This window comes from Bartonella sp. AP40SXNS (genome assembly GCF_042195825.1).
Classification (GTDB): domain Bacteria; phylum Pseudomonadota; class Alphaproteobacteria; order Rhizobiales; family Rhizobiaceae; genus Bartonella.
In genome coordinates this window covers 1-14,699 of sequence record NZ_JBHIPB010000012.1, presented here as the reverse complement: position 1 = coordinate 14,699, position 14,699 = coordinate 1, and the positions used below count along the sequence as shown (strand labels likewise).

The following is a 14,699-nucleotide window of genomic DNA, read 5'->3' as shown; positions in this document are numbered from 1 at the left end:
AAGACTATACAAAAAAAACAGAGACAAAAGTCTTTTTATCGAGGAGTTCGTGCAGAAAAATTGGCAGCATGGTGGTTGCGTTGCAAAGGGTTTCACATTGCCGAAATGCGTTTTAAAACAAAATGTGGTGAAATTGATTTAATTGCACGACGTGGAAATTTGGTTTTAATCGTTGAAGTCAAAGCGCGTTCAACATTAGCCGAAGCAATGGAAGCAGTTTCTCGAATAAATGAAAAGCGAATTGAGGCAGCAGCCGATATTTGGCTAGCACGGCAAAAGGATTATGCCTTTTTGTCTGTACGTTTTGATTTGATTGCAGTTTTACCTTGGCGTTGGCCACAGCATATCCCCGCATTTTTTACATCTAATAAATAAGAGGAGGCGCCAATTTTAACCATACCCAATAAAAAACGTTTCGTTTTTATATGCATATGCGTTAAAAAGTGTGTAACAATTTGAGCACTATAAGGAGCGAAATATGGATGATTATGAAAAGTTTGCAACAGGTTTGCTCATTGTTTTTGGAGCGCTAATTATTGGTGGTTTAATGGCAATGCATATTGTTCTTATGAATAAACCGGGGTTTTTATTTGCATTAGCCGCAGCTATTGTTGGTTGGTTTTCTGCTTTTGCTGTTCTATTTGACAAACCAAAAGTCTATTTGGGCTTGATTATTCTTGCTATTTTATGTGTTGCTTCCTCAATTAGCATCTATGTTAGTTAAAACACATAAACTGTTAATTGAGATTCCTTTTAAAATATAAAAATGAGGAAGAGAAATGAAACTCGGCTTTTTGGGAACGGGCACAATCAGTGCTTCAATGGTCAATGGCCTCATGACAAGCACCTTTGACGTTTCTTCCATTATTGTTTCACCTCGCAATGCACAAACAGCAGAGCACCTTTCACGCACATATGATAAGGTTATGATTGCTGAAAATAACCAAATGTTGCTCGATGTGAGTGATTACGTTTTTCTTTGCTTGCCTAACCAAATTGCAGAAAACGTTTTGCGTTCTCTTCGCTTTCGTCCAGAACAGCTGGTTATTTCCGTACTTGCTATGGCAAAAGCAGCAGAAGTAGAAGAATGGATCAACCATAAAGTTTATCGTGCTGTTCCTCTACCTTTTGTTGCAGAGTGTAAAAATTTGACACCAATTTATCCCGATCATCCCTTTTTACGCGCTCTATTTGATGCATTGGGGGGTACATTGGTGCTGGATAAGGAAGAGCAGTTTAATCTTTTTATGACTGCTGGTTCACTTATGGGCATATATTTTAATTTTATAGAAACAGCCCATCAATGGTTTATAACACAGGGGTTAAAACAACAGCAATCAGCAGAATTTCTTACCATGATGTTTGGTAATCTTACAGATGAAATGCGTAAAATTATAGCAACGGATTGTGCTACATCTCTCGATTTTGTACTCCTTGAAAAAGAGTTTTCAACAAAGGGGGGAACAAATGAATTTTTGTCAAATTGTTTTTCTCATCAAGGGGGAAGACGTGCTTTAACAACAGCTATTGAAGCTACTTTTCAAAAAATAAATGCTTCTAAAAAGGCTTGACCAGCATTTTTTATCCTCTCAATAAGAGAAGGTTATTGATATTTTCATTGAGTTTTTCTTGAATATGGTTTGATAACATTACCTGCTATACATATTTCAAGAGCAAGATAAATGGGCTTTTTAAACACCCATCCCTTTAATTTAAGTAGATAGGGATAAATTTTCCGATTAATCTTCAAGATGCTTTTATCGCAAAAAAGTGATTGTTAAATATTTTTTACAACCTTTTACCATTTCCCTAAATTATTTTTATTTTCTATCTTCTTCTTTTCGCACCAATGCCAATATTTTTCCACCTCACTGCTCCAGCCGCTCCGATTGAGTTCCCCTTCAGATTACCCAAGTGCATGGCTCATTTTTTGTTTGTTTCACCTCTCGTACTCCACTCAAGCATTAAGGTTCCCTCTTTTCCTTACAAAAAAGCAACATTTTTCTGTCTTTCGTGATTGCATTTTGCAAATTCTTTTAAATAAACATATATTCAAAAGAGTTGATTTTTTATTTGATCAACAATTGTACGATACAGTTTAGCAAGCTCTTCACTAGACTTAGCAACAAAAATAGGGACGCCCTCATCTGAAGACAATCGTAAAGCTGGATCAAGCGGTATTTCTGCTAAGAAAGGGACCTCTCGACGTTCTGCTTCTGCCCGTGCACCACCATAGCCAAAAATATCGTAGCGTTTTCCTGTATCAGGAGCGATAAAACAACTCATATTCTCAATGAGTCCTAAAATAGGAACATTGACTTTCATGAACATTTCTATCGCTTTACGCGCATCAACTAAAGCAAGATCCTGAGGTGTAGAAACAACCAACGCACCCGTTAATTGTACCTGTTGCGCAAGCGTTAATTGTGCATCCCCTGTACCTGGCGGCATATCAACGACTAAAACGTCCAAAGGCCCCCATACAACATCTCGTAACAATTGCGTTACAGCTGCCATAACCATAGGACCACGCCATACCACCGGCTTTTCTTCCTCCACCAAAAATCCCATCGACATCAATTTAAGTCCAAATTTTTCAAGAGGTTGAATCTTTTTTTCTCCAATAAGCTGTGGTTTTTGATTAACAAGTCCTGTCAAACGTGGCAACGAAGGACCATAAATATCAGCATCCATCACCCCCGTCTTGAAACCAGAATCTTGTAAAGCTAAGGCGATATTTATTGCCATCGTAGATTTCCCGACCCCTCCTTTTCCAGAAGCAACAGCAATCACATGCCTCACACCTTCTATGGGCATTTTGATCGGTAAGAGATTTGCTCTCCGACTAGGTGCTGTCTTTGTTATTTTTTCTGCTGTAAGTGTAACAACAGCAGATTTCACTCCCTCCAAAGCACATACCACCTTTTCAGCAGAACGACGCAATGATTCCCATTTTTGCACACCTCCATCAGGAACTGTAATGGAAAAGAAAACCTTACCATCAGCAATCAATATTTCTGAAAGAAGACCCAACGACACAATATCGCTTTCAAGATCTGGTCCTTTGACTGTACGTAATACGTTGCGGACAGCCTCACTTGTGATAAGATCCATGTTCTTTCCTCTCTATAAAAATACCAGCAAATATAAGCATAAGAACGAAAAATACTTACAAGGTTCATCACCTGATAATTTTCTACTTTAACTCAGCATTATAAAGTATACATCTCTTATCTCTTTAAAAATATGAAACCATCCTTAAAATAAAGAAGCTCAAACATAAAATCTGCTATAAAATCCTATCAATCACATTTGTGCTACAACCACTTTAATGAATATTCTGATAAAAATTTTGTAAAAACAAAAACTGAAAAAAACTCTTAATCTTAAAGGATATTTTAAATTGAGCATACAGTAATCAGTCACACCTTCTTTAATTCTTTAAGGCCCTAGCCATTTATGTTCTGTAGATTCAATCGTTATTTTCTAACACTCCTACAGTATTGTAAAAAAGCGTTACAAATAGTTATAAGGTGTTTTGTATTCTTTCAAGAGAGAGAAAAACAATCTAAGATTGACTTTTTTTATATTTTTCCTTATGGGTTAACAGCCGTATGATAGGATAAAATTGTTTATCTCGCGCATAACTACTCATAAAACGAAGATTAAGAAGGGCCGCACTCTGCGGTATTTAAATAAATGAAACGTACTTACCAACCCTCTAAACTTGTCCGTAAACGCCGCCATGGGTTTCGTGCACGCATGGCCACAGCTGGAGGACGTAAAGTTATTGCTGCAAGACGTGCTCGTGGACGTAAACGGCTTTCTGCTTAACCATTTAAATTTTCACAACCGTTGAGGATTGCTCATCGTTTCTTCGTTGTGAAACTTTTATTATGAACCTACAATGTCTGCTTGCAGACATTTAATGAAATTGCGAAATATTCTTTTATGAAGAAAAAACATCCCTGCCGTATTCGCAAAAGAGCAGACTTTTTGGCTGTCCGTACAGGAGAAAAACGACGTGGTCCTTTATTTTTGCTCGAAGTTAAATCTCGTGAACAAACAACAGAAAGAAAAGATTCTCTTTTTGCACGTGTAGGCTTCACTGTTACTCGTAAAAACGGTAATGCTGTGAAACGTAATCGTATTAAAAGGCGCTTGCGTGAGGCCGTGAGAGTTGGTGTAACAAACCACATGGAAGCAGGAACAGACTATGTCATTGTAGCGTACCGTGATGTGTTACATGCACCTTTTACATCCTTGATTAATGAATTAAATCGGCGAATAAAACCAAAAATAAAACATCAGCAACAACAAGGGTGTACGGATGGAATATAACCGCAATTTCTTTATCGCTATTGGCTTATCTTTCGTAGTGCTCATCGCATGGCAATTTCTTCATGTTGCTCCCAAACAAGCAAAGTTACAAAAACAACAAATCATCGCACAGCAATTGTCAAAACAACAATCAGTCCTTTCTACTACCACGACAGATTTTTCTGATGATATCTCAACGTATCAAGCTACATCTATCATCGAACAGCCCATGACACCTGAAATCCGGAAAGCTGTATTGGACAAAACAGAGCGTATTACGATCAAAACCAATGAATTGGAAGGCTCTATTAATCTTGTTGGTGCCCAATTTGATGATCTTCACCTCAAAAAATATCGTTTAACAGTCGACAAAAAATCACCGGAAATCGATTTGCTAAATCCTAAAGGCTTCAAAACAACCTATCTTGCTGAGTTTGGTTTTACCAGCGCATCTTTGCCAGCAAAGGCTTTGCCACAATCTGATACACAATGGAAAATAGAGGGAAACAACACAACCCTGACCCCTTCAACACCCATCACTTTAATTTATAATAATGGGCAGGGACAAATCTTCCGGCGGACCCTTTCTGTTGATAATCATTTCATGTTTACCATTGAGGATTCTATCAGCAATGAAAGTGATCAACCAATACATCTCTCGTCCTATGCCCGCGTTGCACGTGCAGCACCACCAGAACATACAAATGCAACCTATTTACTTCATGAAGGTATGATAGGTATTGCAGGAGATTCGCTCAAAACTGAAAAATATAAAACCTTAGCAGAGCTTGACCCAAATCCTGATAATGGGCAAAAAAGCATGACTTTTTCCAAAGTAACAGGAGGTTGGATTGGTATTACCGATAAATATTGGGCTGTAGCAGTTATTCCCCCGCAAAATAAAGAATATACAAGCCGTTTTATTTATTTTGATCGTTTGCAAACGCATTATCAGTCTGACTTGCTAGGGTCGCTTTTAACGATTGCCCCAAATGAAACAAAAACTGTTACAAATCGTCTTTTTGCTGGTGCAAAACAAGTTGAAATTATTAATAATTATCAAAATGACCTAAAAATTAAAAAGTTTGCTCTTTTAATTGATTGGGGCTGGTTTGATTTCATCACCAAACCAATGTTTGCCCTCATTGATATTCTTTATAAGCAAACAGGAAATTTTGGTATCGCCATCCTTCTTGTCACAGTGCTCTTAAAAACACTTCTTTTCCCTCTAGCCAATAAATCTTATAAATCTATGGCGCGTATGAAACTTATACAACCGCGGTTGTTAGAAATAAAAGAAAAATATCCCGATGACCGAACCAAGCAGCAACAGGCAATAATAGATCTGTATAAAACTGAAAAAATTAATCCTCTTGCCGGTTGTTGGCCAATGTTGGTTCAATTTCCAATATTCTTTGCTCTTTATAAAGTTCTCTATATCACCATTGAAATGCGCCATGCACCTTTCTTTGGCTGGATTCAAGATTTAGCGGCACCTGATCCAACATCTCTTTTTAACTTGTTTGGTCTCTTGCCATACACAACGCCAACATTTCTTATGATTGGTGCATGGCCTTTGATTATGGGAATAACGATGTTTTTACAAATGCGTATGAATCCCGCTCCTCAAGACCAAACTCAAGCGATAATCTTCACATGGATGCCTGTCATCTTTACTTTTATGCTCGCCTCTTTTCCTGTTGGTCTTGTCATCTATTGGGCATGGAACAATATACTATCAATAATCCAGCAAAGTATCATGATGACACGCCAAGGTGTCAAAATTGAACTTTTTGATAATCTGAAATCCATGTGGAGAAAATCACCCAAAAAAGAAGTGCATTAATGACAAGAGATTCTTCCCTTTCTGGAATTTTTTCTCGCAATTGGATTTTTATTCGTGGTGTACCAGCAATACACTTTCTTCCCCCTGAAGGACCACCAGAAATTGCATTTGCAGGACGTTCCAATGTTGGAAAATCATCTTTAATCAACGCGCTCGTCCAACAAAAAAGCTTAGCACGTACCTCAAACACACCAGGACGGACTCAAGAGCTTAATTATTTTGTACCCGATGGCTTCAGTGGGCAGCTAGGAGATCTTCCCCCTCTAGCATTAGTAGATATGCCTGGCTATGGCTTCGCTGCTGCTCCTAAAAATCTGGTTGATGCGTGGACAAATTTGATTTTTAGCTATTTACGAGGACGCACAACGCTAAAACGTGTGTATATCCTGATTGATTCACGCCACGGAATTAAAAATAATGATGAAGAGGTTCTTGCTCTTCTTGATAAAGCCGCTGTTTCTTATCAAATTGTTTTGACAAAAAGCGATAAAATCAAATCAAAAGCCTTAGAAAAATTAATTATGATCACACAAACAAAGCTTCTCAAGCGCCCAGCAGCTTACCCTGAGCTTCTTGTAACCTCTTCAGAAAAAGCTCTCGGTTTAGAAGAATTACGTGCTGCCATTTTGCAAACCATCGCATAAGAGAACAGTTCCTAGTCATTAACAATTTATTAATTATAATTACTAGCAGCTACTAATGATCTTGTACTTCTAGTCAAGCATCTTTATAAAAATGATTACTTGAAAGAATTCTCTTCAACTCTATTTGATAGTGTAAATTATGCTGACACTTTTTCACTCTCCCCTATCCGCTGCCTCGCGCTTCATACGCCTCATTCTTGGAGAATATGGTGTAACCACTCAACTGATTGAAGAACATGAATGGGCTAGAAGACACGAATTTCTAGCCCTCAATCCTGCTGGTCATGTTCCTGTTTTTCTCGATGAACACGAAGTTCCATTATCTGGTCCCCTTGTTATCTGCGAATATTTAGACGAAACACATGGAAGTTTACGACAAGAAAATAAGCTCTTTCCGGAAAATCCTTTAGAGCGTGCGGAAGTACGCCGTCTCAATGATTGGTTCTTAAATAAATTCGAAAATGAAGCAACGCGCCATATCGTACGAGAACGAATCCACAAACGTGAAATGCCACTTGCCATTGGCGGTGGTGCTCCTAATTCACAAATTTTACGCAATGCGCGTGCCAATATTTTACCCCATATGAACTATCTCAATTGGCTTTGTGCCTCTCGCGATAGCTTAGTGGGTTCTACCTTGTCCTATGCAGACCTAGCAGCCGCAGCCTCTATTTCTGTACTTGACTTTCTAGGGGAAATTGACTGGGAACAATCTCCTGCTGCCAAAGACTGGTATATGAGAATTAAATCACGCCCTTCTTTTCGTTCTCTTTTAACAGATCGCGTCCGCGGAATTGTTGCAAGTGCTCACTATGCAGATCTTGATTTCTAGCCTTCTCTCACAAACAAAAATAAAAGTGATATTCTATCTAAAGGATATTTATAGGTTTATGAATTTTTATGCATGCGTATAAACAATATAATAATACATTGATTTATGATCGTATTAAACAGAGAATAAAACCCATTATAATTGAATCACAAAAATCACTTTCTTATCGTGTCACAAAAAAAATCAGCACAGGGATAAAAAATACTTAAGAAAGGATTTTAAAGACTCTCTTTAAATACAAGAACTGTAGCATCATTGGAAGCTAGGCAAATAAAATAACAATACTTAACGCATGTTATACTCCATTCTTCCCAATATATGAAAAAACGCATTGCATAATATATATCCTATTTTCTCTATAATAAACAAAGCCTCATCATGCGTTTTTACAACATAACAATTTTTTCAACTGACTTTCCTAAAAGATGAAGAATCCGCCCAACTCTTGTATGTAAACAATCCAACTTCTTGTTAGCCCCTTGTTTTTACCCCTTTTTACGTAATTTTATTTATGGATAACGTATTTATATACAATGATAAATAATCGTTTTCTTATGCGTCACAAATGGAATTGATGAGTGAAAATGACTAAGTTAAAACATTAAAGGCTAACAAAACGGATGATAATGCTGATTTGCTCTATTTATGAAGCATAAAGATAATGGCGCAGAATAGATTTTATATTATTCATGGATACTCTCTCGTGATACCACTCACGAGCACTATCATAAAATAAGTTTAGAAGAATTGATAAATATATTTCTTTAAGAAAAGCGTATGAATTGACAACATAGGTCTATTTTGTTTGGAAGATCTTATTTTGCATGAAGAACGCTCCCCTTTAAAGAACGAAAGAAACAAAAGCGTAAAGTAATACACAATCTTCATTAGATTTCATAAGCAAACCTTACTTAAGAATATTCATCACACACTCTAACGAAAAACATCTCTATTTAAATTTGTAGATCTTATATCACTTGCTCTAAACAACAGTGTTTTACAGCACAACAAGATAAATTAAAGCAAGAAAAAAATTTTCTATAAAGAAAAAGAACCATTGGAAAGAAGACAAGAATTTGCCTATACTGCACAGTAAAGTATCATAAGGAGATAAAAATGCGCCTTACAGTTGTTGGTGCAAATGGAAGAATGGGATGTGAACTCATTACAGCAATCCAGCAGAGGAAAGATGTAGAGCTTTGTGCTGTTCTTGTACGTAAAGGTTCACCGTTTGTAGGAAAAGATGCCAGTGCATTAATTGGTTCAGATTCTCTTGGGATTAGTATCACTGATGATCCCGAAAATGCCTTTTCTAATACAGAAGGTATTTTAGATTTTTCACAACCAGAAGCCAGCATTCTTTATGCTAACTACGCTGCTCAAAAAAGCCTTGTCCATATTATTGGCACCACAGGATTTAGCAAAAAAGAAGAAGAAAAAATTGCAGATTTTGCGAAATATACAACTATTGTCAAATCCGGGAATATGAGCCTTGGAATAAATCTTTTAGCCAACCTTGTAAAGAAAGCCGCTAAAGCATTAGAAGCCGATGATTTTGATATCGAAGTTTATGAAATGCATCACGCTAACAAAGTTGATGCTCCTTCTGGAACAGCCCTTCTTCTTGGCCAAGCAGCAGCTGAAGGACGCAATGTTATGCTTAAAAATGTGTGTGTCAACGAACGTAATGGTCATATAGGTAAACGCAAAAAAGGCACCATTGGCTTTTCCTGTTCACGTGGTGGGACAGTTGTTGGAGAACACAGTGTCATTTTTGCTGGTTCCAATGAGCGCATTGTTCTTTCACACACAGCGCAAGAACGCTCTATCTTTGCCAATGGCGCATTAAAAGCAGCTTTATGGGCACAAAATCATGAAAGCGGTCTTTATTCAATGTTCGATGTTTTGGGATTGAACGATGAATTTTAAACAATCAATAGAATAGAGGCAATTTATAATGGGACGCATACTTACACTAATTCGTCATGGACAAAGTGAATGGAATCTCAAAAACCTTTTTACCGGTTGGAAAGATCCCGATTTAACAGAAAAAGGTCATGCAGAAGCGATAGCAGCAGGAAAAAAACTGAAAGAATATGGTTTGAGGTTTGATATCGCTTATACATCTGCCTTACAGCGAGCTCAAAAAACCGCTCAGCACATTTTAGAGCAAATGGGACAATCAGATTTAGAAGTGATAAAAAATCCAGCATTAAATGAACGTAATTATGGTGATCTTTCTGGTTTAAATAAAGATGAAGTACGCCAACAATGGGGGCAGGAGCAAGTGCAAATGTGGCGCCGCTCCTATACGATTGCGCCACCGAATGGAGAAAGCCTACGCGATACCGGTGCGCGCATCTGGCCTTATTATCTTTACCATATCCAGCCTTATATTTTGCGCTCCCAAACTGTTTTGATCGCAGCACATGGAAATTCTCTTCGTGCTCTTATTATGGCGCTTGAAGGTCTCTCCAGTGAGGAAATTATATCTCAAGAATTAGCGACCGGCATTCCTATTATTTACACATTTAATCCGGATTCAACAATTTTATCAAAGACAGTCCTCACACCTTAAACTTCTAAAATCATGATCTCCCTCAAAAGTTCAATGCTATCGTTTTAAGCTGAAAAAATAAATTCTATAATTTTATTGACAGAGTTACTTCATGCACTTAGATGAATTTTATAAGCCCAGATGGCGGAATTGGTAGACGCGCAGGTTTCAGGTACCTGTGCCGTAAGGCGTGGAGGTTCGAGTCCTCTTTTGGGCACCATTTTGTATCTTTAACATATTAAATATATAAATTTTTTCTTTAAAGAGCTATTTTAAGACCAACTTTTAGACCACCTTCTACGGTTTATATAACTTTAGCTAATTTATTCCTTATTTTTCTTTGGAGTGAAGGATAAGATCTCTTTCTTTCTCCATCTCACTGCTCTCTCTAGCTTATATAGCTCTGGCCCCCCCTTGAAGCACCTAATTACGAATCGTGGTTGTGGATACACTAAAAAACTTTGCACACTCACGTGTTATTACATATCCATCTCCATCATCAAATATCATCTTATTACCTTTCTCTTTTTTATATTAATTAAATGGGCGGGGGTGCTGGGAAGCATGTGGAGCACTCCAGTTTTTAAAAATCTGCAAGTTTATTTTTTAGAGGTGCTTAATTTCATATTTCCAATCAGGTAATTGAGTAAGAGCTAATGCGAGTTGTCCTCTATGACACATGCATACATTGGCTTCAAAACAGGTGATTGCAACGCGCTTTTTGTTTAAAAAAATTTGATATAATTTGTTTATTGCACAAAAATTATTCTTGAGAGTTGTATTTTGATAATTTTTAAAAAGGCGGTCATAATCTTTTTGTGTTTTCAAATTTCTTCGTTTTTCAGAAGCAATTCCAAGTTCAGGCATATGCATATATTCAATATCAATATTGCTTACAGCTTGCTCTAATCGTCTTTTTGAAAATCCGTGTTTTCTACTTACTGGATTTTTACGAACATCACATAAAGTTTTGATATTGTTTTCTATGAGACAACTAAGATAATTCTCAAGGGACTTACCTTCATAGCCAATGGTAAAAAAACAAAATTCCTCATCTTTAGCAGGCTGTATGATAATATGTTTTGTGTTACACACGTTTAATTTCCTTAGTAAATGGGTGGGGGTGATTGTAGATATGTGTTAGACAACACCCCCATAAGGTTTAAGCGGCTTTTGTAGAGAGTTGTTGTATCTCTCGTTCTATCTCTGCTAAAAAGGCTTCAACAACTTGATTGGTTTGTTCAATTTGTTGATCATCACGGAGAACACGCTTGACTTTCATGCGCAAGTGAAAAAATTCCCCCGTAAAACGTGGATCATAACTTACGAAATCACACCACTTTCGTCCTGTACAAGCCATTTGGAATTGCATTTGTGCGTGATATTCTGGTTTGATTTCGTCACCTATACAAAAGCGCATATGTGTTACTGATCTCGGGCATTTGACTTCGATTAAACCGTCTTCTCCAATGAGACCATCAGGACTAGCCCCCGCCATTTCTATTGTGGGGTGTTGGATAAAGCCGCATTTTGTTATATCGGCATCATGAATGAAGCCATATTCTCTCAAGGCATCTTCTTCATGTTCGATACCCCATCTCATATCTTCAGTTTCATAATAGGGGCTTGTTTCTCTTGTTAAGCGCTCTGTTATGAGTTTGATTTTGTAGTCTTCATATTTGCTCGTAGGCAATCCTTTTGTAGTTTTATTGAGTATGTTGTAAATGTTTGATGCGGTGATTTTCCCTAGACTTGCTTGAAAATCATTCTGCTATTCGTTGCTCCATCTCACACCGCCGTTTGTTGCTCTTGTGATGGGAGCAATTGTAGAGCTTTTTCTTTTTGAATATTTTTTCTTCTTTCCAAATGCCCAAAACCAATTCTGCTTTTTCACAAGACATATCTGTTAGTTTTTCTGCTTCTGCAAAATAGAGAAGACTACTTTCATTTGTCCCTGTTTCTTTAATTAATTCTTCGATTTGCTTTATCTGTTTAGAGGAAACTTTTTGATTATTTGTATCGCCTTCTTTGGTTTGCGGTTGACCATCTGTATCGTCTTCTTTACTTGCTACATTAAGAAGTATGCCTAACAGGTATCTCTGTGCGTAGGTAAGTGTGGAACCAATTGATTGTATACTATTTTTAGAGCCTGTACTGTCAATTGGAAATGTTCCTTCTGTTGAGATTTGATTTCCTGAAGGATGAGGCAGAATTATTTCTATGGTAACGTTTTTTTCTGTTTAATATAGTTGTATTTTGCAAGCCCATCCTTTAAAGCATCAATGTACTGATCAAGCATAGCGTATTTGCTGTTTGTATGGGTGATTGTAGAGTTTTTTCAATATTTTGATATTTTGTTTGCATAGCCGAAAGGTCACGGACAAAGTTTTGGCGCTCTTGTCGTTCTATTTCTTTTTCTCTTAAATCAAGAATACGCTTTAAGCGGTCAATACTGACGTCACTTTCTAATGCTTTATTTAAAATACATTCCATAGCAGTTTATTCGACGGCTAAATGATGTGTTTCTTCAATTTCTATTAGGTTAGTGTTTTGTTCACTCATTTTGATTTTCTCCATTACGCGCAATTCACGTGTGGCGTGAATCACGCATGTTTTAAAAGTTGGTTGGTTGTTACAATCCTGTTTCTAGAGACTGTGTGATATTGACCACCTCCCCGTCTGAAAAGACGAGGAAATGAAATCTTTTTTAAACTAAGCGGCTTTTACAACAGATCTTTCTAAGACCTGTTTTGCTTCTTTAATGAGGGCTTTATATTTTCTGTTCTCTTCATCTACTCTGAAAGTATCAATAAGACGCATATGAATTGGATCTAAAAGATACAAAACTTTTTCACCAGCGTTCATACCTTCCCAATAGCTTGGCAAATCAAAGCGTGTATCACAAGAATAATCAACAGATTGGTTTCTTAGTTTTTTCTCACATTCAATAAAGTAACGACGTGCCTGTCGTCCTTTCTTATTACGTTCAACCATGGAAAGCTCTTTCGCCATATCTAAGGTGAGATGATATTCTACTGCTATAGCATTGTTCGCTTCCATTTTTTTGTGGAAGCGAATAAAATCTTCGCCTTTCAAGAAAAGAATAAGCAATGATGCGTTTTTTTATCCAAGTAGAGAAATCTTCTTTGCTTTCCAAAAATGCATGCAACTCACGCGCATTAACGGTTTGAACTGTTTCCTAATCAATTGTTTGTTCTGTAATTTTTATAAGAGTGTTCATAATGAACTCCTATGCAGTTAGATGTTTTTCATTGACATCCAATAAAGGATGCCGGGTGCTGAAAAACACGGTGCATAGTCCGTCGTTACGCTTTCCCCATAAAGAGTATTGTATAGCGTAACTACACCCGACAAAGTCATTATATGCGTGTAACATACAACGCGTCAAAGCCTTTAATGTGTGGAAAATAAACTGTTTCGGTAATTCATCCGCTATGCATTTAAGGTGTTTTTCAAGCACCTGATTTGAGCATATATATACTAATAGTATATTGTCAATTAAAAAGTTTGAAAATTGACGCAAATAAATCATATTGATTTTATCAGTAAATTCGTATGTCTTTTTCATTATTGCATTCCTTAATTAATACATGCTTTGTCTTTTAAGCTCTTGGATTTTGTCTTGATACGGTAGCAAATTTCCACCTACTTCTCGTCTGTAAACCCAACCTTTTTGCTGTAAGAAGAGAATGAACTGTTTTGGTTGCATCTCGAGTATTTTAGCGGCTTTTGTAAGACCAAAGAGTCCATCATGGCGCTGTAAGCTTTCAAGAGCCATTGCCTTTGGTTTAAGGGTATTCACTTCACTTTTTAAAGTCTCTAATTGTGTGACGCTTTCTAAAAGCAGTTTCTTAATAAAGAGAGGGTCTTCTAATGCGTTTGCAAGGTCTAAAGGTTTCTTTGCACGCCGTTCACATTCAATAAAATATTGACGGGCTTGTTTACCTTTTTCATTACGCTCTACCATGGAAAGTTCTTTTGCCATTTCCAAAGTGAGATGGTAATTAATTTTGATAACAGCTCTAGATTTTGCGCTCGCCAAATTTGGTGACCGCAAATCTTGTGTTTTTATAAAATCTTGTCCTTCTATAAAATTGTATCTGGTAATACGGTCCTTAATCCAATTGGAAAAGTCACGTTTTGCCTCTAAGAATCCATGCAGATCACGTGCATTTACTGTCTGAACAATTTCCTTATCAATGGCTTGTTCTTTAATCTCTATGAGAGTATTCATGATGAACTCCTAAAGTTTTGCATCATCACTGTCTTAATTAACAAAAACATAAGGTTTGATATAATATTCTGTCATAGTTTCTATGGCGCTCTGCTTTAGCGATTTTCTTTGCTGCGTGAATTTTGAAGTAATGATTATCGGCTTTATCTATTTCTATTTCAGATTTTGGACAAATCTTCTGTCTGTTCCATTCTTGTTTTGTAAAAACAAAATCCACGCCTTCTTTTAGATCAAACTTTTCAACA

At 37.0% G+C, this 14,699-nt stretch carries 14 protein-coding genes, 1 tRNA gene and 5 pseudogenes; 11 read left to right on the top strand and 9 right to left on the bottom strand.

Annotation, left to right across the window (positions count from 1 at the left end):
• The first annotated feature begins 6 nt into the window (after nt 1–6).
• The 3 genes from ACFILZ_RS07930 (at nt 7) to ACFILZ_RS07920 (ending at nt 1,571) form a co-directional block, all read left to right on the top strand.
• Complete coding sequence (locus tag ACFILZ_RS07930) at nt 7–375, top strand: YraN family protein (protein WP_375607304.1); 369 nt, start codon at nt 7–9, stop codon at nt 373–375.
• Nucleotides 376–478: 103 nt separating this feature from the next.
• Nucleotides 479–724: a hypothetical protein gene (locus ACFILZ_RS07925; RefSeq protein WP_375607294.1), complete on the top strand. Its 246-nt coding sequence runs from the start codon at nt 479–481 to the stop codon at nt 722–724.
• Nucleotides 725–779: 55 nt separating this feature from the next.
• A complete protein-coding gene (locus ACFILZ_RS07920; protein WP_375607295.1) occupies nt 780–1,571 on the top strand; it encodes a pyrroline-5-carboxylate reductase in 792 nt (263 codons plus the stop codon).
• Between the two features lie 481 nt (nt 1,572–2,052).
• Here the strand turns inward: ACFILZ_RS07920 and ACFILZ_RS07915 are convergent, their stop codons facing one another.
• Nucleotides 2,053–3,114, bottom strand: a complete 1,062-nt coding sequence (locus ACFILZ_RS07915; protein WP_375608506.1) for an Mrp/NBP35 family ATP-binding protein — start codon at nt 3,112–3,114, stop codon at nt 2,053–2,055.
• A gap of 585 nt (nt 3,115–3,699) precedes the next feature.
• On the opposite strand from ACFILZ_RS07915, the gene rpmH reads away from it, so the two are divergent.
• The 8 genes from rpmH (at nt 3,700) to ACFILZ_RS07875 (ending at nt 10,419) form a co-directional block, all read left to right on the top strand.
• The gene (gene rpmH / locus ACFILZ_RS07910) at nt 3,700–3,834 is read left to right on the top strand and encodes a 50S ribosomal protein L34 (RefSeq protein ID WP_005864709.1); all 135 of its coding nucleotides are present in this window, start codon (nt 3,700–3,702) and stop codon (nt 3,832–3,834) included.
• Nucleotides 3,835–3,951: 117 nt separating this feature from the next.
• Complete coding sequence (gene rnpA / locus ACFILZ_RS07905) at nt 3,952–4,341, top strand: ribonuclease P protein component (RefSeq protein ID WP_375607297.1); 390 nt, start codon at nt 3,952–3,954, stop codon at nt 4,339–4,341.
• A complete protein-coding gene (yidC, locus tag ACFILZ_RS07900; RefSeq protein ID WP_375610806.1) occupies nt 4,331–6,166 on the top strand; it encodes a membrane protein insertase YidC in 1,836 nt (611 codons plus the stop codon). Before rnpA ends, yidC begins: the two co-directional genes overlap by 11 nt.
• Nucleotides 6,166–6,810: a ribosome biogenesis GTP-binding protein YihA/YsxC gene (gene yihA, locus ACFILZ_RS07895; RefSeq protein ID WP_375608503.1), complete on the top strand. Its 645-nt coding sequence runs from the start codon at nt 6,166–6,168 to the stop codon at nt 6,808–6,810. The genes yidC and yihA overlap by 1 nt, the downstream gene beginning before the upstream one ends.
• A 139-nt stretch (nt 6,811–6,949) precedes the next feature.
• Nucleotides 6,950–7,642, top strand: a complete 693-nt coding sequence (locus tag ACFILZ_RS07890) for a glutathione S-transferase family protein (protein WP_375607300.1) — start codon at nt 6,950–6,952, stop codon at nt 7,640–7,642.
• Nucleotides 7,643–8,758: 1,116 nt separating this feature from the next.
• Nucleotides 8,759–9,571: a 4-hydroxy-tetrahydrodipicolinate reductase gene (gene dapB / locus ACFILZ_RS07885; RefSeq protein ID WP_375610807.1), complete on the top strand. Its 813-nt coding sequence runs from the start codon at nt 8,759–8,761 to the stop codon at nt 9,569–9,571.
• A gap of 28 nt (nt 9,572–9,599) precedes the next feature.
• Nucleotides 9,600–10,220, top strand: coding sequence for a 2,3-bisphosphoglycerate-dependent phosphoglycerate mutase (locus ACFILZ_RS07880; RefSeq protein ID WP_375607302.1), 621 nt, complete (start codon nt 9,600–9,602; stop codon nt 10,218–10,220).
• Between the two features lie 114 nt (nt 10,221–10,334).
• Nucleotides 10,335–10,419: transfer RNA gene (locus tag ACFILZ_RS07875), tRNA-Leu, on the top strand.
• Nucleotides 10,420–10,522: 103 nt separating this feature from the next.
• Here the strand turns inward: ACFILZ_RS07875 and ACFILZ_RS07870 are convergent.
• From ACFILZ_RS07870 to ACFILZ_RS07835, 8 genes and pseudogenes are all read right to left on the bottom strand, one after another.
• A pseudogene (locus tag ACFILZ_RS07870) lies at nt 10,523–10,709 on the bottom strand (helix-turn-helix transcriptional regulator).
• Nucleotides 10,710–10,805: 96 nt separating this feature from the next.
• On the bottom strand, nt 10,806–11,294 hold the full coding sequence (locus ACFILZ_RS07865) for a DUF488 family protein (RefSeq protein WP_375610808.1): 489 nt from the start codon (nt 11,292–11,294) through the stop codon (nt 10,806–10,808).
• A gap of 67 nt (nt 11,295–11,361) precedes the next feature.
• Nucleotides 11,362–11,986, bottom strand: a pseudogene (locus ACFILZ_RS07860) (lambda exonuclease family protein).
• 243 nt (nt 11,987–12,229) lie between these two features.
• Nucleotides 12,230–12,385: pseudogene (locus ACFILZ_RS07855) on the bottom strand (ERF family protein); the annotation flags it as partial.
• 85 nt (nt 12,386–12,470) lie between these two features.
• A complete protein-coding gene (locus ACFILZ_RS07850; protein WP_375607554.1) occupies nt 12,471–12,692 on the bottom strand; it encodes a hypothetical protein in 222 nt (73 codons plus the stop codon).
• Nucleotides 12,693–12,911: 219 nt separating this feature from the next.
• A pseudogene (locus tag ACFILZ_RS07845) lies at nt 12,912–13,368 on the bottom strand (antA/AntB antirepressor family protein).
• Nucleotides 13,369–13,803: 435 nt separating this feature from the next.
• The gene (locus ACFILZ_RS07840; protein ID WP_375610809.1) at nt 13,804–14,454 is read right to left on the bottom strand and encodes an antA/AntB antirepressor family protein; all 651 of its coding nucleotides are present in this window, start codon (nt 14,452–14,454) and stop codon (nt 13,804–13,806) included.
• A gap of 37 nt (nt 14,455–14,491) precedes the next feature.
• A pseudogene (locus ACFILZ_RS07835) lies at nt 14,492–14,699 on the bottom strand (hypothetical protein); the annotation flags it as partial.

What these genes read in the sequence shown, in the direction of transcription:
- ACFILZ_RS07925 (WP_375607294.1), top strand. Translation starts at nt 479, where the DNA reads ATGGATGATTATGAAAAGTTTGCAACAGGTTTGCTCATTGTTTTTGGA.
- dapB (WP_375610807.1), top strand. Translation starts at nt 8,759, where the DNA reads ATGCGCCTTACAGTTGTTGGTGCAAATGGAAGAATGGGATGTGAACTC.
- rnpA (WP_375607297.1), top strand. Translation starts at nt 3,952, where the DNA reads ATGAAGAAAAAACATCCCTGCCGTATTCGCAAAAGAGCAGACTTTTTG.
- ACFILZ_RS07890 (WP_375607300.1), top strand. Translation starts at nt 6,950, where the DNA reads ATGCTGACACTTTTTCACTCTCCCCTATCCGCTGCCTCGCGCTTCATA.
- ACFILZ_RS07840 (WP_375610809.1), bottom strand. Translation starts at nt 14,454, where the DNA reads ATGAATACTCTCATAGAGATTAAAGAACAAGCCATTGATAAGGAAATT.
- ACFILZ_RS07920 (WP_375607295.1), top strand. Translation starts at nt 780, where the DNA reads ATGAAACTCGGCTTTTTGGGAACGGGCACAATCAGTGCTTCAATGGTC.
- rpmH (WP_005864709.1), top strand. Translation starts at nt 3,700, where the DNA reads ATGAAACGTACTTACCAACCCTCTAAACTTGTCCGTAAACGCCGCCAT.
- yihA (WP_375608503.1), top strand. Translation starts at nt 6,166, where the DNA reads ATGACAAGAGATTCTTCCCTTTCTGGAATTTTTTCTCGCAATTGGATT.
- yidC (WP_375610806.1), top strand. Translation starts at nt 4,331, where the DNA reads ATGGAATATAACCGCAATTTCTTTATCGCTATTGGCTTATCTTTCGTA.
- ACFILZ_RS07915 (WP_375608506.1), bottom strand. Translation starts at nt 3,114, where the DNA reads ATGGATCTTATCACAAGTGAGGCTGTCCGCAACGTATTACGTACAGTC.
- ACFILZ_RS07850 (WP_375607554.1), bottom strand. Translation starts at nt 12,692, where the DNA reads ATGGAATGTATTTTAAATAAAGCATTAGAAAGTGACGTCAGTATTGAC.
- ACFILZ_RS07880 (WP_375607302.1), top strand. Translation starts at nt 9,600, where the DNA reads ATGGGACGCATACTTACACTAATTCGTCATGGACAAAGTGAATGGAAT.